Origin of the sequence: Nitrosomonas sp. Nm84 (assembly GCF_003201565.1) — a bacterium.
GTDB lineage: Bacteria > Pseudomonadota > Gammaproteobacteria > Burkholderiales > Nitrosomonadaceae > Nitrosomonas.
Genome location: NZ_QJJP01000011.1, coordinates 49,825 through 68,139 on the forward strand (window position 1 = coordinate 49,825; position 18,315 = coordinate 68,139).

At 46.0% G+C, this 18,315-nt stretch carries 14 protein-coding genes, 4 pseudogenes and 1 other annotated feature; of the genes and pseudogenes, 8 read left to right on the top strand and 10 right to left on the bottom strand.

The window, feature by feature from the left end; all coding sequences use genetic code 11:
• A partial coding sequence (locus C8R34_RS17255; RefSeq protein ID WP_146207584.1) for a DUF4214 domain-containing protein occupies window positions 1-2,725 on the top strand: 2,725 nt, incomplete at its 5' end.
• Between the two features lie 140 nt (window positions 2,726-2,865).
• Here C8R34_RS17255 and C8R34_RS07380 read toward each other — a convergent pair.
• A pseudogene (locus C8R34_RS07380) lies at window positions 2,866-4,081 on the bottom strand (IS3 family transposase).
• Window positions 3,691-3,807, bottom strand: a sequence feature (AL1L pseudoknot). Its footprint overlaps the pseudogene before it by 117 nt.
• A 188-nt stretch (window positions 4,082-4,269) precedes the next feature.
• On the opposite strand from C8R34_RS07380, the gene C8R34_RS07385 reads away from it, so the two are divergent.
• On the top strand, window positions 4,270-5,025 hold the full coding sequence (locus C8R34_RS07385; protein WP_110339333.1) for a Crp/Fnr family transcriptional regulator: 756 nt from the start codon (window positions 4,270-4,272) through the stop codon (window positions 5,023-5,025).
• A 64-nt stretch (window positions 5,026-5,089) separates the two neighbouring features.
• Here C8R34_RS07385 and C8R34_RS07390 read toward each other — a convergent pair whose 3' ends face one another.
• The 3 genes from C8R34_RS07390 to C8R34_RS07400 form a co-directional block, all read right to left on the bottom strand.
• Window positions 5,090-5,554, bottom strand: coding sequence for a hypothetical protein (locus C8R34_RS07390; RefSeq protein WP_110339335.1), 465 nt, complete (start codon window positions 5,552-5,554; stop codon window positions 5,090-5,092).
• 186 nt (window positions 5,555-5,740) lie between these two features.
• Window positions 5,741-5,947, bottom strand: a complete 207-nt coding sequence (locus C8R34_RS07395) for a hypothetical protein (protein ID WP_110339337.1) — start codon at window positions 5,945-5,947, stop codon at window positions 5,741-5,743.
• Window positions 5,944-6,408: a thermonuclease family protein gene (locus C8R34_RS07400; RefSeq protein WP_110339339.1), complete on the bottom strand. Its 465-nt coding sequence runs from the start codon at window positions 6,406-6,408 to the stop codon at window positions 5,944-5,946. Before C8R34_RS07400 ends, C8R34_RS07395 begins: the two co-directional genes overlap by 4 nt.
• A 327-nt stretch (window positions 6,409-6,735) precedes the next feature.
• Between C8R34_RS07400 and C8R34_RS16955 the strand changes: the two are divergent.
• Window positions 6,736-6,975: pseudogene (locus tag C8R34_RS16955) on the top strand (IS3 family transposase); the annotation flags it as partial.
• Window positions 6,976-7,276: 301 nt separating this feature from the next.
• On the opposite strand, the gene C8R34_RS07410 reads toward C8R34_RS16955, so the two are convergent.
• A complete protein-coding gene (locus C8R34_RS07410) occupies window positions 7,277-7,516 on the bottom strand; it encodes a hypothetical protein (protein WP_110339343.1) in 240 nt (79 codons plus the stop codon).
• Window positions 7,517-7,872: 356 nt separating this feature from the next.
• Between C8R34_RS07410 and C8R34_RS17350 the strand changes: the two are divergent.
• Window positions 7,873-8,040: pseudogene (locus C8R34_RS17350) on the top strand (transposase); the annotation flags it as partial.
• Here the strand turns inward: C8R34_RS17350 and C8R34_RS07420 are convergent.
• Together C8R34_RS07420 and C8R34_RS07425 are read right to left on the bottom strand one after the other, a co-directional pair.
• Window positions 8,035-9,315, bottom strand: a complete 1,281-nt coding sequence (locus tag C8R34_RS07420; protein WP_110339347.1) for a diguanylate cyclase — start codon at window positions 9,313-9,315, stop codon at window positions 8,035-8,037. The pseudogene C8R34_RS17350 and the gene C8R34_RS07420 overlap by 6 nt on opposite strands.
• A gap of 243 nt (window positions 9,316-9,558) precedes the next feature.
• Complete coding sequence (locus C8R34_RS07425) at window positions 9,559-10,206, bottom strand: DedA family protein (RefSeq protein WP_110339349.1); 648 nt, start codon at window positions 10,204-10,206, stop codon at window positions 9,559-9,561.
• 252 nt (window positions 10,207-10,458) lie between these two features.
• On the opposite strand from C8R34_RS07425, the gene C8R34_RS07430 reads away from it, so the two are divergent.
• Together C8R34_RS07430 and mnmA are read left to right on the top strand one after the other, a co-directional pair.
• On the top strand, window positions 10,459-10,914 hold the full coding sequence (locus C8R34_RS07430) for an NUDIX hydrolase (RefSeq protein ID WP_110339351.1): 456 nt from the start codon (window positions 10,459-10,461) through the stop codon (window positions 10,912-10,914).
• 4 nt (window positions 10,915-10,918) lie between these two features.
• A complete protein-coding gene (mnmA, locus tag C8R34_RS07435) occupies window positions 10,919-11,995 on the top strand; it encodes a tRNA 2-thiouridine(34) synthase MnmA (protein WP_110339444.1) in 1,077 nt (358 codons plus the stop codon).
• Between the two features lie 18 nt (window positions 11,996-12,013).
• Here the strand turns inward: mnmA and recG are convergent.
• Window positions 12,014-14,077, bottom strand: a pseudogene (gene recG, locus C8R34_RS07440) (ATP-dependent DNA helicase RecG); the annotation flags it as partial.
• Between the two features lie 21 nt (window positions 14,078-14,098).
• Complete coding sequence (locus tag C8R34_RS07445) at window positions 14,099-14,488, bottom strand: RidA family protein (protein WP_110339355.1); 390 nt, start codon at window positions 14,486-14,488, stop codon at window positions 14,099-14,101.
• A 190-nt stretch (window positions 14,489-14,678) separates the two neighbouring features.
• Between C8R34_RS07445 and murA the strand changes: the two genes are divergently transcribed.
• Window positions 14,679-15,932, top strand: coding sequence for a UDP-N-acetylglucosamine 1-carboxyvinyltransferase (gene murA, locus C8R34_RS07450; RefSeq protein WP_110339357.1), 1,254 nt, complete (start codon window positions 14,679-14,681; stop codon window positions 15,930-15,932).
• 76 nt (window positions 15,933-16,008) lie between these two features.
• Here the strand turns inward: murA and C8R34_RS07455 are convergent, their stop codons facing one another.
• The gene (locus C8R34_RS07455) at window positions 16,009-16,623 is read right to left on the bottom strand and encodes a hypothetical protein (protein ID WP_110339359.1); all 615 of its coding nucleotides are present in this window, start codon (window positions 16,621-16,623) and stop codon (window positions 16,009-16,011) included.
• A gap of 267 nt (window positions 16,624-16,890) precedes the next feature.
• Between C8R34_RS07455 and argH the strand changes: the two genes are divergently transcribed.
• Window positions 16,891-18,291: an argininosuccinate lyase gene (gene argH, locus C8R34_RS07460; RefSeq protein WP_110339361.1), complete on the top strand. Its 1,401-nt coding sequence runs from the start codon at window positions 16,891-16,893 to the stop codon at window positions 18,289-18,291.
• Window positions 18,292-18,315: the final 24 nt, after the last annotated feature.

Genomic DNA, 18,315 nt, shown 5'->3' on the forward strand with positions numbered 1-18,315 from the left:
TTGGCGCTGGGTAACCGGACCCGAAGCGGGTACGCAATTTTGGTCAGGAGCGGCTAATGGAAGCTCTGTAAGTGGGCAGTATAACCATTGGGAATCAGCTGATCCCAATAATCTGAATGGTATTGAAGATCACGCTCGCCTTGCGCTCAACGGGTTCTGGAACGATCTTCCCGAAAACACACCGGGTGTACAAGGCTATGTGGTCGAATACGGCGGCACTGGATTCGGCGCACTGGGAGCCGTACCGCTGACGATTACGGTCAATACGGTCAATGATGCTCCGGTTTTGAACAACCTGAACGGCGATGTCGCCGCAACGACAGTCAATCGGGCTGTGCCGATCGATACCGGCACAGCGGCCACGATCACCGATGTGGATGCTACCGATTTCAATATGGGTACGTTAGTGATTACCACCACATCCGGTACCGCCAACGGCAGCTTCTCACTGGATGGCGTCAGTGCCGCTTCCGGTGGAAATAATAAGCTTGCAGCGGGTGAAACCGTTACCGTCGGTGGAGTCGCTATCGGGACTGTGCATGCCACCAATGATGGCCAAAACGGCCGTACCTTGACCATCACGCTGAATGGTGGTGCGACAGTAGCCAATGTATCCGAATTGATCAAAAGTATCGGTTACAAAAGTGCTACTGCAGGTTTGCGCGATTTTAATCTCGCGTTATCGGAGAGCAACGGTCAAACAACCAATGCTGTATTTTCAATTAGGATTCAGAAAACATCCTCTAATACTACATCATCGATTGTTGATGGTGATACCGTCAGAATAACTAAAACAAATAGTGACGATATGATCGTTACTGCCACAACGGCATCCATTGTTGACAGCTCGCGCATTGAAGATACGACTACTCAACATAGAACGCTTGCAGATATTCCATTGGCTAACGATCAAAATGGTCAGCCTACGCTCCTGGCAAGTTTGCCCGTAGGGGTAGGCTTTACTTCGGAATCTATGAGTAGTAAGAAATTATTGACTCTGCGCGATCACTTGATACATGCATCGCAACCTAGAATTAATAACGAAGTAATTTTCGATGGCGTCTTACATAATGGTATCGATAAGTATGTTGAAACAGTGGTAGATGAAAATCAGGCTACTATACGCACCATTACATTTACGTCTAAAGCCAATCAGGCAATCGAGGAAGCTATTATTATTAAGGGTGCATCTGGGGCTGGCGAGGATGATCCGAATAATCCGTTGCGCCATGAAGCGCTGGTTATCGATACTCGTAATCTGCCTAAAGGCACCGAGATTCGTCTGGATAATGCTGAATTCGCCATCATTGTGGGTAGCGGTCGTTTTGTCGGTGGTAGCGGCAGAAATTACGTGGTGGCCGACGAGGCGGATCAATTTATCGCACTGGGCGCAGGAGATGATGTGTTGCGCGGTGGTGACGGCAATGACACCATTGGTTCGAGAGGCGGAAATGATCAATTATTTGGCGACAATGGTAATGATCATCTGGTTGGTGGCGAAGGGAATGACATATTAAACGGCGGTGATGGAAACGATTTGCTTCAAGGCGAAACAAGTAATGCTGGAAACGTAACCTACTCGCTGGATAGTCAAGGCAATGTGTTGTCGACATTGCATCCGCTGGACCTGGCGCTCGCAGATCCTGTGTCGACAGACTGGTATTCTGATAAGGGTCGTGTCACGAGTGATGACAGGGTTGCTTTTGTCTATCGAGATATCAATCAGCTTAAAATCATATCCACTTTGTATCAAGCAGTCACGCATCAATTACCGACAACCGAGGAAATGAATTACTGGAGCTCACAGAAGATATCCGCTACACAGGCGAGCCAAATTGCTTATAACCACTATCTTGTTGTCTCAGGTGGCGTAGCCGGTCAGGCTACTGAAATACAATTGTCTCAGTTAATAGATTATGTTTGGGGCGCAGGTAGTGCCAATGACGACCTGGTGAATAGGGGCATCGAATTTCTGGACAATGGCGGTAGTTGGGGTGATGCGCTCTTGTACTTAGCAAGCCATGAAAACTTGACGAATCAATTACGCGACTTAAACGGAAATCTGCAATTGACACAGGATCTTTTGATTGGTGAGGTCGGTATATCTGTGGATGGTGGAGACGATACACTGAACGGTGGATTGGGTGATGATGTTCTGGTGGGTGGAGGCGGGCATAATTTTATCGATGGCGGCGATGGAATCGATACCGTTCATGTAATGGAAGGGCTTAGTGCTCACCATATCGCACTCACCAAAGATGGTTTAATTAGCATTGCGCGAAATGATGGTCAAGCCATCAATGACTTGCGGAGTGTAGAGAAAATTGTCTTTTCTGACCAGACGCTCGATATCAATTTTGCCAATCTGGATGCGCAAACGCTGAAACAAGTAGCCAGTATCACGCATCTCATGGATAGAAATGCAAACCTCTGGACGCAGCTCGACCACTTTGCATCGTCAAACCTGACGATCAATGAATATTCGCAGTCACTGATGCAAAGCAGTAGCCATCAGGAAGATTGGGCGGCACTATCCAATCAGGAATTTGTCGTTCAACTCAGCGAAGCGGTTTTAGGTCAACCACTGGCAGGTGATGACCTGAATTACTGGACTGATCAACTTGACCAAGGCCTATCCCAAAGAAGCGATTTGTTTGTTACCGCAGTAGGTGTCAACGAATATCAAAATGCATTGTTCGCTAATGATGGGTTGATTTTGTTGTAATTTTGTAAAAACGATCGAATCAAACAGCCTATGATGGGGTCATATAAACTTGGATATTTTCTTAAGTCCTTTTTCAATTCTAACGGTGTCATATCATCGATTGAATCGCCCCGATTTTTCCGGAGACTGTTTGTCTTGAGTCAAGCTGCATCAGCTGACTCCCTTAATTGGCGATAATAGGCCATTTCAAATTCAGCTGGTGGATATTTCCAATCGGCTCCAGTAACCGGCGATTGTTGAACCAACCCACCCACTCCAGGGTGGCAAATTCCACTTCATCAATATTGCGCCCATGGGCCGCGATGTCGAATGACCTCTGTTTTGTATAATCCGTTAATCGTTTCAGCTAGCGCATTGTCATAAGAATCACCGACACTGCCAACGGATGCTTCTATATTGACTTCTATCAGGCGTTCCGTGTAGCGAATTGACAGATATTGGCAACCGTGGTCGCTATGATGGATCAATCCTTTGGTTTCCCGCCGTGCCCACAATGCCTGTTCCAATGCATCGAGCACCAGATCGGTATGCAATGACCGGCTGACTCGCCAACCAACAATATACCGGGCAAAAACATCGGTGATAAAAGCCACATAAACGAATCCCGTCCACGTCGCAACGAAGGTGATATCCGCCACCCACAGTTGATTTGATCGGGTTGCCACAAATTGCCGGTTAACTTTATCGGTTGGTCGATCAAGCAAACCATCCGCAATTGTCGTCCGGCACTGCTTGCCACGCCGGACACCTTGTATCCCAAGCTTCTTCATCAACCGCTCGACCGTGCAGCGAGCAACGCTAGTGCCTTCTCGCAACAACTGCCGCCATACTTTGCGAGCACCATAAACCCGGAAGTTGCCTTCCCATACCCGTTGTATATTAAATTCCAGCTTCATGTACCGTTTGATGCGATCGGGTAATCGATCCGGATCTCGCTCGCGCGCTTTGTGTTTGTAATAACTCGACGGGGCAATCTGTATTTGTCTGCAGACCGGCTCGACCCCGTACTGTTCCTTGTGTTGATCGACAAACGCCACTGTCATTTCGGCCGGCGGTCGAGCTCCGCCTGCGCAAAATAGGTCGATGCTTTACGTAAAATCTCGCTGGTCCGCTTTAATTCTCGATTCTCCCGTTCCAATTCCTTGAGCCGTTCACGATCCGCAGTCGACATGCCACCCCGAACTCCTCAACCTCTGTTCGTCTTACCCAAGTGCGCAATGTCTCCGCTGTACAGCCAATCTTCGACGCGATCGATTTGATCGCCGCCCACTGCGATGCGTACTCCTTTTGCTGCTCGGACACCAATCTTACCGCTCTTTCTCGTACTTCCGGTGAATAACTGATTTGATTCTTCATCTACTCCTCCTCTCAAATCATTTTATCTCCGGAAAAACCGGGGCGATTCATCCTCGATCGCCACGAAATTTGGTGCGCCTCAGTGGTACATTTTTATGCCGTTATTTACACACAGATTTATGCTAATATCCAGATTAGATTGTCAAAAATTTTCTGCGATAGATCAATGATTTCCCGGAGAATTGACGATGCAAATCAATGCCGGAATGATTAGGATAACCATTATGCCCGTAGTCAAAGAAACTTCCGTCAAAATACAGAATTTGCTTCTGGCAGTTTTGCCAAAAAAAGTATTCGACAAGATGGAGCCTTCGCTAAAACTGATCGATCTAAAACTGCACGAGATCTTATGGGAAATGGACGAAGAGCGTAAGCATGTCTATTTCCCTACTACCGCGATGATCTGTTTGCTCTACGAAACAGAAGATGGAGATTCAATCGAGGTTGGAATGACCGGCAGACTAGGTATGGTTGGTGTTGTCACTTTTATCGGAGATGCCAAGATGGCTAAACGAGCTGTCGTCATAAATCCCGGTCAAGCCTATGTGATGAAAGCTGAGGATGTGGAAAAATATTTTGAAGAAATACCCGATTTTCGGGAAATCTGTATGCTTTATACACAGACACTACTTGCCCAGATCTCTCAAAATGTGATCTGTAATCGTCTCCATACTATCGAACAGCAGTTATGCCGATTTCTGCTGGTCATTAATGACAATCTGCAAACAACATCCATTCATATAACGCACAGCCGGATCTCAAACGTTTTGGGTGTTCGCCGTGAAAGCATCTCTGCTGCGGCTGCACAACTTCAGGACAAAGGGTTCATCAAATATACTCGCGGTAAAATAGAATTGCTTGACCGGAAGGGTATGCTGGCTTTCACGTGTGAGTGTTATGGGGTTGTTAAGGATCAATATGAAAGAATATTGGGTAAGTTGTAAGAATCTCTAGCGTTGTTTACAGCATTTTTCTGAGTACTGTAAATGAATATACACAATGACCTAGTCAGGCCAATGTTCTCAGGATCTTTTGGACAGGAGATAGTGGTACCAGAACATCCGGGCGGTTGAATTCCAGAGCAATATCGTTATAAGCTACGTCACGCAGAGATTCTATTTCTGGTGCGTCTCCATTGTGGGCGTCTTCGATGGCTTGTTCTAGTTCTGCATCATTCATATTCACAGCGCGTGCGCTGAGAGATTGATAGCGTTTGACATCAGATTCATTCTGAGCGGCTTTGTCTGCCGGACGCACAGCGATGAGCATGGCGCCCGCAATGGCTAATATAATTCCCCCCGAAGATGCAACCCAATTAGGCATTCCGTCTGCGAGAGATACCATTGTTGCACTGCCGCCGAGTATCGATAGAAATATGCCAGCAGTTTGCACCCTGCGATAGAGCCTTGCGGTCCTTTGCGTGAGCCTGATAGCGTAGCGTATCTCGCCAATTAATTGATATCTCTCTTTCATATTTGCCTCATTTTTTAGGTGGCGGCGGTGGTGCTGGCGGTGGGATTGGTCGCGGTGGGACGTGCGACTTCCAATCATCATGAATACTATTGGTTGACATTATAACTTTTATTAAGTTGATCCGTCTTGGAAGCGCTGCGTCGCCATTCCCTTCGATCTCTGTAATGCCTAAGGCGTGTATTACCACTAATGCGTTCCCTGGTTTTGTTCAATTACTATTTCGAATTTATATTCTTCGCGACGATCTTGATTGACTAATTTATCCTTGACCGCATTTGTCCATGCTTCTTCGAAGTAATCTTGATCTAACAGGTGGTGATTAGCGCTTCCTAAGTTTATGGAATACGTAAAAATTTCTTGGTTGGTGTAAGCGTCAGATATTCTTACTTTCATTTTAATTCATGCCTTAATATTGCGGATTCCATTTCTTTTGAAGCACGTTGTTGTGTTTCACGCCATTCCCATGGTGGTGTTGGAGAGGAATATTCCCATAAGCCTATATGAGATGATTGTGCAGTGTTTTGTATGGTGTATAAACTCTTGTCAGTGGCATAGCGCTCAAACACCCATGCCATGCCGCGCCTAATCTGTTCGCTATTGACATCAGTACCAGAGCAATTAACGTAGGCTATCACGCGTTCATTTTGGTCAATTTTTTTAGGAGTCACTGTTGCGTTCTTATATAAACACATTTCAATTAAGGATCGCTTTGACCTAAGCCAAAAATCTTGCCGCTGCTCGGGTGCATCAATTTCTGCTAGACGAACAACTATTTGCTTATGATCGCAGGTTGCAACCAATTTATCGCCATCGATTACAAAAAGAACGAAACAGAGGAGGGTTGCTGAAAACATTTAAGATTTATCCATTTTTACATTTGTATTCTTTTGATTCACGTCATTGCTGTTCATCTTATTATCTGATGGTATTTGTTATCGCATCTATCCAACCAAGCATATTTCAGATCCTGAATCTCTATGGCTAACAGTCTGGGTAATTTTATTTCCGTACATGCTTTGTGATCAGGATGGTTCGATGAAAGTGCCTATCACTAGATAATTGAGTTTTTTTGATACTTTGTCAACAGGTATTGCGCCAAGCGATAATACGATACGCTCACAGTTTGCACGTGTGCCGTACAATGTTGGCGACAATTGACTTGGTCAGACCGAGGTGGTTAATACTGTGCGAATGATTACCAGAATCTATTACAACAATTTGCACCGATGGAAAGTTTCAAGGGAATACTTAAAACCGAGTTGGTGCATCATGGAAAATTCAGAATACGGCAACAAGTCATTCAGGAGATTGCCGAATATATCGAAATCTTCTATAACCGACAGAGAAAGTAAGAAAGATTGGGCTATCTGTCGCCAGTACAATTTACGCAGCAGTATTATGCAAATCTACTTGCTGCTTAAACCGACGGACTACATTTTGACAGCACATATCAAATTTTCCAGAGCCGGTTTTGATAGAGCCGCCAGATTTCCTAGCGGTTTAATAAGGTTAAGCGGATGCGTTTATGCTTGTTCATCTGCAGTAATTCCCCTGAATGCTGAACAACGCTAGAAATTCTTGCATCTTACTAAACTAACAGATTGTCTCTGCTAATCCAGAGCCATATTTATATCATTCTTGCAAAGAAATTTCACATTCTCTTGTTTCTAGATAGAAGAAGGTCAATGTATAACAACATTGACCTTCTTCTAACCTAAAAAATTAGGAATGAATTTTCTGTTGTGAAACGCGCGCTTTCCTAGATATGCTGGCAAATATAAGGTAGCCTATAAAAAATAGACTTCCTAAAACGACATCAGCTTCTACCCAGTCTACTTCAATTCCCATTAATGAAAACGAAGGTAAATCACCAAATATCATAAATCCAATCAGAGGCACAATGCCAAATAAAACGAAAGTGATTTTTGCGGCTGTATAAATAGTATTTCGAGTTGTTTCCATGTGAGTCTCCTGGTTGGAAGTTTATAAAACTATTTAAATATGACGTTGTTATATTTAAGGTAACAAAATTCACAAAAAGTTCACATTATTTTTACATAAAATTCACATCTTTAATTTATATATGCAGACTAGAGATCTTTGTATGGTAGGAAGCAGGATAAAGCTGATAGATGATGGAATCATATTATTAATCAATAGATTGTATTTTCTTTATGAGTTTTTCAGATTTTGATGTCAACCGCCGCACGCAAAGGAAGCTTTTAGATCAGATGAATCAACCGATTGATTGGAGCTCGGTAGTGCAAAGAACCGTGTAGTACTAAGTAGCTCCATCGGATGCGACAGGGCGTCCTGCCTATTCTGGATTATTGCTAATCAAGATGCGGTTGGTAGGCATCTGGAATGGTGGTCGTGACGGGGCAGTTGAAGATAGAGCCAACTCGAATCTGCATGTAGTGCGTTTTCTATGCTTAAATCTAGAGAATGAGGTTTCCGATCATTCGGTGCTATCACACTCCTTATAAACGTGTAATCACCTGGTTGCCGCCATTTGATTGTGCTTGGTGAATGGCTTCTCTAGCTGCTTTGAATATTTCAGAGAAATTTTCTGTTGAGTCTTGGCATATTTCAGCGATGCCAAGACTTGCGGTTACATTCAGATCTGACGAATGCAAATTTTCGATGGATTTACGAATCTTTTCTGCAACGATCGCCGCATTCGGAATAGTGCAGTGCGACAGTAACAATGCAAATTCTTCTCCATCAAAACGAGCGGCGATATCTTCCTGACGGATGGACTTGATTAATAGGGAAGCTACTTCTCGCAGTAACGTATCACCTTTTGGGTGGCCATAATTTTCATTGATTGACTTGAATTGATCTACGTTCACAATGATCAGACTGCATGGAATATTATATCGCGTCGCCTCGCGCATTTTTGAAGGCGCGGCCTCCATCAGGAAATAGCGATTATATAGACCGGTCAACGGGTCTTTCGTTGCCAATTCTTGTAAGAGATTTTGTTGTGTGATTGCTTTATCCAGTAATTTTTTACTGGTGATTAGGTTGCCGACTCTGGCAAGTAATTCTTCCTGGATGAGCGGCTTGGTCACATAATCATTAGCTCCTAAGCGCAACAATTCGACTTTGTGTGCAACTTCATTGAGAACTGAAAATACCAGCAAGGGTACATATTTTTTACTTTCATCCTCGATGTGTCGTAGCGCCTTTACAGTGCCATAACCATTTAATTTGCCTTTGAGTAATATATCGGTAAGGACCAAATCGTAAGCGTATTCCTGAAACGCCGCGATACCTTCCTCGCCGGTAGCGAAATGATCAACCGTATATCCGCTATCTCTTAATATTGTGGATGTCATGCTTGCAGCTGATGGGCTATCTTCGATATACAATATTCGCCCTGACATTGTTTTGCTACCGTTTTTCCTGGAAAATTGGGCGGCGTAGCTGGTGATTTTATCCAGCTCATGTTTGGCAAATACTTCTGTGACGCCTGCGGAAAATGCCTCATCCAATAATTTCTTGTCTTCATTCGAAGTGACCATCACCACGGGTATTTGCCGGGTACGCAAATCAGCCCGCAAGTGCGAGGAAAACATCGAGGCATCCATGTCTTGTAAATGCATGGCAACAAACACCAGATCAAAAGATTGTTTTCTCAGCAGCATCAAAGCTTCACTACCACTTGATACCTGCTGGGTTTCAAGCCCGCCCGATTCAATCGCAGACGATAGAAGTTTTTGATATGTTCTGGATGGTTCAACGACAAGTCCTTCCATATTCTGATGCTCCCTTTTGCGCAAATTTGGTTATCAGTGAGATCAAACATGCTGCTTAAAAATTTGAATTGTTATAGCGACATAACTATCGAATTTTTTAGAGAAATTCTTGGCAGGAATAGGAAAGGTATGACAAACGTGTTGATCTATATCGACTTACTATAAGAGATTGATATACTTGGTGTAGACCATCACTGCGAAATATATTGCTGAAAATGTGGTGCTTACAGGAGATGGATCAATTTATTTGGATGCATTTTTATTTTTATAACGGTGCTTGAGGTATTCAATCACGGGTGGGGTTATCGATAGAATAATGATGGCCAGGATAATGAGCTTGAAGTTTTGTTGTACCATCGGCAGTTGCCCGAAATAGAAACCGGCATAAATAAATATTCCGACCCATAGTATGGCGCCGACGATGTTATAAATGATGAAGGTGCGATAGGGCATGGTTCCAACGCCGGCGACGAACGGCGCGAAGGTGCGAATAATGGGAATGAAGCGTGCGATGATAATCGTTTTGGCGCCGTATTTGAGATAAAACGCGCGGGTTTTGTCGAGATATTCGCGTTTGAAGAAACGGGATTCCTGCGAGTTAAAAACTTTGGGGCCGGCTTTTTTGCCGATCCAGTAATTGACACTATCCCCCAAAATACCTGCAATGCATAATCCGACAAACAAGACATGTGGATTAAGTTGCGAATTTTCCAACGATGCCAGCGAACCCGCGGCGAACAATAACGAATCTCCGGGTAACAAAGGCAGCACAACCAGCCCGGTTTCACAAAATATGATCAGGAAGAGAATGCCATAAATCCATAACCCGTATTCTGAGGAGAGTTGCTGGAGGTGTTTGTCAATGTGCAGAATGAAATCAATAAGAAACATGGGAATAGGAAAGATAAAATATATTGACAACTTGGTTGTGTGTGGAGCTATGTTGAACAATGGCTTATTCATATAGCAAAATAATTGCACGGCTATTCTAAGCTATTTGTATGGCAAAGATGCTACTAGTTCGCGGTGTTACGCGATGAATCTTAACCGAATGGATAGCACCAATGCGATAATAAGCGCTGGCAAATGTAGGATACGGACACTATTGCTAATTCTTCATGACTATTTATCAAACAAGAAACTATGATTTGGAAGCCCAATGTAACAGTAGCAGCCATTATTGAGAAAGATGGAAAATACTTACTGGTGGAGGAAGAGCCGGAAGCGGGCTCCGGTTTGTTTTTAAATCAACCGGCAGGCCACTTAGATCCTGGAGAATCCATCATGCAGGGGGCCATACGGGAAACACTGGAAGAAACAGCGTATACCTTTGTGCCTGAATATTTGCTGGGTATTTATCAATGGCACTCTCAGCGCGTGGATACGACCTATCTCCGTTTTGCATTTGGCGGCCGTGCCGCAAGCCATGACCTTGAACGTGTATTGGATCATGGCATCTTGCGTGCAGACTGGTTTGGTTTGGATGAGATTCATCACATGATCCATCGTCATCGCAGTCCGCTGGTCATGCAGTGTATTCAGGATCATATCGCCGGCAAACGTTATCCACTGGAACTGCTGACTTACTATGAATCATGAGCCAATGAAAAAACAGCGCGTGGTTGTCGGTATGTCGGGCGGTGTGGATTCTTCCGTTGCGGCCTATTTGTTGAAGCAACAGGGCCATGAAGTGGTCGGTTTGTTCATGAAAAACTGGGAAGATGATGATACCGACGAATATTGCTCCTCCCGTCAGGATTTTCTGGATGCGGTGTCAGTCGCCGATGTGATTGATATTCCGATCGAAGTGGTGAATTTTTCAGCAGAATATAAGGATCGTGTTTTTTCACATTTTCTTGCCGAGTATCAGGCTGGGCGAACGCCTAATCCGGATGTGCTGTGCAATGCTGAAATCAAATTCAAGGCATTTCTGGATCACGCCACTCAATTGGGTGCCAACTATATAGCGACGGGGCATTATGCCCAGGTGCGGAAGGTTGGCGACTTGTTTCAACTGTTGAAAGGTGAAGATGGCACCAAAGATCAGAGTTATTTTTTGTACCGTCTGAATCAAGCACAGCTTGCCAATACACTATTTCCAATCGGGCATTTGTATAAACGCGAAGTGCGGAAAATTGCCAAGGAATTGAAGTTGCCCAATTTCTCTAAAAAAGACAGTACGGGGATCTGTTTCATCGGGGAGCGTCCATTTCGGGAATTTCTGAGTCGCTATCTGCCACATGAACCCGGAGAAATCCAAACCCCTGAAGGAAAAGTGATCGGCCAGCACATCGGGCTGATGTATTACACCATCGGACAACGACAAGGATTGGGAATCGGCGGTACACGCGATGGCAATGACGAGCCTTGGTTTGTATCAGCCAAGGATACCAGCAGCAATGTATTGATTGCAGTGCAAGGTCACAACCACCCTGACTTGCTTCGCCCATCTCTCAAAGCAACTGACCTGACGTGGATCAGTGGAGCACAACCGCATTGCAACTGGGTGTACGCTGCTAAAACCCGCTATCGCCAAACAGATGCACCTTGTGCGATTGCAAACTTTGCTCAGGATTGCTGCCAGGTGGATTTTGCGCAAGATCAATGGGCAATTACACCGGGCCAGTCCGTTGTCATCTATGAAAGCAGGGTGTGCTTGGGTGGCGGAATCATCATGTAGCGTTCGCTAGCAGGCCATTTATACCCGCAGATATTCCGTTTTATCCCCTAGCCAGCGTTCAATATGCCGTTGCGCCAAATCTGGATAGTCGTTGAGCATCTCATCTGCGGTGGTTTGTGCCGCTGTCAGTAACGCGCCATCCTGTTCCAGATCGGCAAAACGCAGCATCGGCACGCCGCTCTGGCGTGCTCCCAAAAATTCACCGGGGCCGCGCAAATTTAGATCCTGGCGGGCGATTTCAAAACCATCCGTGTGTTCAAAAATGATTCTGAGTCGTTTTCTGGCAATGTCTGACAAAGGTTTTTGATACAGCAAAATACAAATACTGGCTTCCGATCCGCGCCCGACACGGCCGCGCAATTGGTGCAATTGCGACAATCCCATGCGTTCGGCATTTTCAATCACCATCAAGGACGCATTCGGCACATCCACACCCACTTCGATGACGGTGGTGGCGACCAATAATTGAATGTCGCCTTGTTTAAACGACGCCATCACTTCGGTTTTCTCTTGCGTTGGCAAACGTCCGTGCACTAGGCCGATATTTAAATCCGGGAACACCTGGTGTAAATTTTCATAGGTTTCCATGGCGGTTTGCAGCTGCAAGGTGTCTGATTCTTCGATCAGCGGACATACCCAATACACTTGTTTACCTTGCCGGCAAGCGTACTGAATGCGCGCAATGATTTCACTGCGGCGATCATCGGCGATTAATTTGGTTACGACTGGTGCTCGGCCGGGCGGCAATTCATCGATGACCGACACATCCAGGTCGGCGAAATAACTCATCGACAGGGTGCGCGGAATCGGCGTGGCGCTCATCATGAGCTGGTGCGGCACCAGATTATTGGATTGCGCACCTTTCATGCGTAGCGCCAGACGCTGGTGTACGCCAAAGCGGTGCTGTTCATCAATAATGGCCAATCCCAACTGATGAAATAGCACTTGCTCCTGAAACAAGGCATGCGTCCCCACGGCGAGTTGCGCAGTGCCAAGCGCGATGTCATCCAGTATCGCTTGCTTGTGTTTCTTTTTCTGACTGCCGGACAGCCAGGCAACACTAATGCCCAGCGGCTCAAACCAGGTGGATAATTTCTGAAAATGCTGCTCGGCAAGAATTTCCGTCGGCGCCATGATGGCTGCTTGGAAGCCATTTTCAATCGCCTGCAACGCCGCCAGTGCGGCTACAATGGTTTTGCCACTGCCGACATCGCCTTGCAGCAGGCGTTGCATCGGATGAACGGCAGCCAGATCACGGCTGATTTCTGCGGCTACTTTGATTTGTGCAGCCGTCAGTTTGAAAGCAAGCTGCTCGAGAAAGTGTGTCGTCAGCGTATTCTTTTGCGTAAGCACTGGGGCGGAATGGCTGCGCCGCTGCCGGTAGTGTAAGCGCATGGATAATTGCTGCGCCAACAATTCATCAAACTTGATGCGTCGCCATGCCGGATGTGTGCGGGCCTGCAACGCTGCTATCGATACTTCCGGCGGCGGATTATGCAGGCACAGGATGCTGTCTCGCAAACCGGCCAATCGATATGTGTTGATAATTTTCTCAGGCAATGTTTCGGTTAGCGTTTGCATCGCGTGCGTATCCTGTAACACTTGTTCGATCAGCTTGCCCAGGGTTTTTTGTGTCAAACCAGCAGTGGTGGGATAAATCGGTGTCATGGTATCGGCGAGGGATTCGCCTTCACGCACGATACGGCATTTGGGGTGCACCATTTCCGCGCCAAAGAACCCATGGCGGATTTCGCCCAGCAGCCGCACGCGTTTTCCTACCGCGTAGGTTTTGATCTGGCTGCCGTAGAAATTCAAAAAACGCATTGCCAGGATGCCGCTACTGTCTTCAACCTGGCAGACCAATTGCCGTCTGGGACGGACAACCACCTCATTATGAACAATCACGCCTTCAACTTGCACTGTCTGTCCTTGCGGTGCGTCAGTGATTGGAAACAGATGCGTTTCATCTTCGTAACGAATCGGCAGATGCAATATCAAATCCAGTTCGTGGCGGATGCCTAAGCGGGATAATTTTTCCTGTACATTGGCACTAACAGTCATTGCAGTGTCGGGTGATATCGCATCTGTCGTTTGATTGGATTTTTATTGCTGCAGCACCATGACCCCATCCATTTCCACCAGAGCGCCACGTGGTAAGGATTTAACGCCGATCGCTGCGCGTGCCGGATAAGGTTGTGCAAAATGACTGGCCATGATTTCGTTGACCAATGCAAAATTATCGAGATCGGTTAGGAATATGTTCAATTTTACAATATCATTCAGGCTGCCGCCGCTGGCTGCCGCCACTGCTTTCAGATTGGAAAATACTTGTTGAATTTGTGCTTCAATCCCATTGGCCATTTGCATGCTGACGGGATCCAATCCGATCTGGCCTGACAGATAAACGGTATCCCCTCCACTGACCCGGATTGCCTGAGAATAGGTGCCGATTGCCTGTGGTGCATCCGCGGTGTGGATTATTTGCTTTGTCATTTTTTCTCCTGATGAATTTACGCAATATTTTTTTGTTATAGTAGGTGCTAGTGCACAACAATATAGTAAGTACGCTACAGCAGTATCATGCAGTGAACCATGGCACATTTCAACCGGCTGAAGCTGTTTATTTGCCGGATGTCTGGCCAACAGGAATTTTAATAAAACTTTTAGTTGAATCTTTCATGCAATGCAAAAACTGATTATCCAGGGTGGCATGCCACTGCACGGTGAAGTAACCATCTCTGGGGCGAAGAATGCGGCGCTTCCTGTGTTGTGTGCCGCGCTTCTGACTCGAGAGTCTTTGAAAATAAATAATGTTCCGATGCTCCGTGACATTACCACCATGCTGTCATTACTCGAGCAAATGGGAACAGACATCACGACGCATCATGCATCCGAGGTTGTGCTGTCAGCCGCCGCGCTCACCCATCTGGTTGCTCCGTATGAAATGGTTAAGACCATGCGTGCCGCAATTCTGGTGCTCGGACCGTTACTCGCTCGTGCCGGGGAAGCCAATATTTCACTGCCGGGTGGATGTGCGATTGGTTTGCGGCCGGTCGATCAGCATATCAAAGGTCTGCAGGCGATGGGGGCGGAAATCCATATTAAACACGGTTATATTCATGCGGTGGCGAAAAAATTGCATGGCGCACGCATTGTTTTTGATATTGTCACTGTTACCGGTACAGAAAATTTAATGATGGCAGCGACTTTGGCGGACGGTACAACGATTCTTGAGAATGCTGCCCGGGAACCGGAAATCGTCGATCTTGCCAATTGTCTCATTGCGATGGGTGCAAACATTCATGGTGCAGGCACTGACATCATTACGATTACGGGCGTGCCGGCGCTGCATGGCGCAGAACACACGGTCATGCCCGATCGGATTGAAACGGGAACTTTCCTGGTTGCAGCCACCGCGACCGGCGGTGAGATTCATTTAAACAATACCGATGCGCATCTGCTGGATGCCGTGCTGGATAAACTGACCGAAGCGGGTGCCTGCATTGATTCCGGTAAAAATTGGATTGATCTCAGCATGCATACAAAACCCAAGTCGGTGAATGTGCGCACAGCTCCCCATCCGGCTTTTCCGACCGACATGCAGGCGCAATTCATGTCCTTGAATTGTATCGCCGACGGCACTGCCATCATCACGGAAACTATTTTTGAGAACCGCTTGATGCATGTGCAAGAATTGAAACGTATGAATGCCAATATCGAAGTGGAAGGCAATGCTGCGATTGTTTGTGGTATCCCGCAACTGGATGGTGCGCATGTCATGGCGACCGATTTGCGCGCTTCAGCCAGTCTCGTGATTGCTGGGCTGATTGCGCAGGGCGAAACAGTCATTGACCGTATCTATCACTTGGATCGTGGCTACGAGCATATTGAAAAGAAACTATCTGCGCTGGGTGCGCACATTAGACGTAGCGATTAACAGCTTGTTAAAAAAACAAAAAGGCCTTTGATATACTCAAAGGCCTGCTTGTTGTTACTGAGTCAAGGGTTGATCTTTATAGTTTTGACAACTTGTAGCTGACAACGACAGTGGCGATCTTCTTATTCAATCCCATAACAGGGACCACCAGAATCTTTTTACCATCGACATCGGATTTGACCGTTACCTTTTGCAAGTTGAGAATTTCCTTAGGAAATAATTCCGTTCCTTTCGTTTCTTCAAGTCGCTTGTCGGTTGAAACCAATAATTGACCTTCGTCGTCAATCAGTACAACTCTTTCCGTATCTTTCATCTTGACGATTTCGCTTAAGTATTGATCGATTTGATCAAGATTGTGACGAATCAATTCGCCGCGCACTGCCCACGACAAAATCTGCCCAAAACGCTCTTCTTCCTTCATATACTGTAGATCAGCGTATTCACGCGCTTGCTGGGTAATCAATACGCGCTCATTTTCAAGTTTCTTGGCCATGTCAGATTCCACTTTGCTGACAGCAATGATTTTCCAAGCGAAGATGATTACGATGATTCCCACAAGTATCGCAGCATACTTGGCAGGCAATTGCATGGTTGGAATTTTACCCACCCATTCAAACTTGGCGCTCAACATTGAAAATAAAGTGTTAGCTTGGGATTGTATATTCTGGTCTTGCTTGTTTCGATCCGTCATGGATAACTCCTTGTGTATATGATGTAAGAGGGGAAAGGCCGAATTATCCACTAATTCCTTATCGAAGTAAAAGCGTATCAATTAAATCGGTTGATTGCTATTTTATCGCCAAAATTTAATCTCAACGTCAATTAGGTAGTCGATAAATTAGGTAGTCGATAAAATCGGAAGGATTGCAATGATGCAAAATAACCGGTGATGCATTTGACCGGCCATTTATGTTTTATAATCTCGCTTTCCCAGTGAATCGGAAATCAGAGTAACCCAATGGATAACAACTCAGCATCAGACAGCAATAAAAAAACATGGTCGGGTCGATTCAATGAGCCGGTTTCAGAGCTTGTGCAACGCTATACCGCGTCGATTACGTTTGATCGGCGCCTGGCCGAATATGACATTCAGGGATCACTGGCGCATGCACAGATGCTTGCAGTGCAAGGAATTATCAGTAATGAGGATTTAACGGCAATCCAGCGAGGCTTGCAGCAAATTCGCGATGAGATCCGCAATCAGCAATTTACTTGGTTGCTGGAACTGGAAGATGTGCATTTGAATATCGAAAAACGCCTTACCGCACTGATCGGTGACGCCGGTAAACGATTACACACTGCCCGATCACGTAATGATCAGGTCGCAACCGATATTCGCTTGTTCTTACGTGCTGCGATTGATGAAATTATTGATCTAATCAGAGCCATGCAACATGCCTTGTTAAACCTGGCAGAGCAGCATATTCGTACGGTCATGCCGGGATTTACACATTTGCAGGTGGCCCAACCGATATCATTCGGTCATCACTTGATGGCTTATTTTGAGATGCTGAAACGCGACATCGAACGCTTGATTGACTGTAGAAAGCGCGTGAATCAATTGCCGCTGGGAGCGGCTGCGCTGGCTGGCACCAGCTACCCGATCAACCGCGAATTAGTGGCGGAAATACTGGGTTTTGAAGGGGTTTGCGGGAATTCCTTAGATGCCGTCTCAGATCGGGATTTTGCCATTGAATTCAGCGCCTGCGCCGCATTGATCATGACGCATTTATCGCGCATGTCGGAAGAATTTATTGTATGGATGAATCCATCCTTCGGTTTCATTCAATTGGCTGATCGGTTTTGCACCGGTTCGTCCATTATGCCGCAGAAAAAAAACCCGGATGTGCCCGAATTGGTGCGTGGTAAAACCGGTCGCATTAATGGCCACTTAGTTGCGTTGTTGACACTCATGAAAGCGCAGCCGCTGGCCTATAACAAGGACAATCAGGAGGATAAGGAACCCCTGTTCGATACTGTCGATACATTAACGGATACGCTACGAATTTACGCCGACATGCTGACTGGTGTTCAGGTGAATCAGGAAATGATGCGCCGATCGGCGTTGCGAGGCCATGCTACGGCGACCGATCTGGCTGATTATTTGACTAAAAAAGGCATTCCATTCCGTGATGCACACGAGATTGTGGCAAAGACGGTACAGTTTGCCGAACGAAAGGGCTGTGATCTCAACGATCTTGCGCTCAATGAGCTGCAACAATTTTCCGCTCAAATTGAAGCGGATATTTTTGCTGTTTTAACGCTGGAAGGCTCGATGGAAAGCCGCAGGCATATCGGCGGCACCGCACCGGATCAAGTGCAGGCAGCCATTCACCAAGCCAGGCAATGGTTATCGTAATTCATATTTGCAGAATTCTCCGGT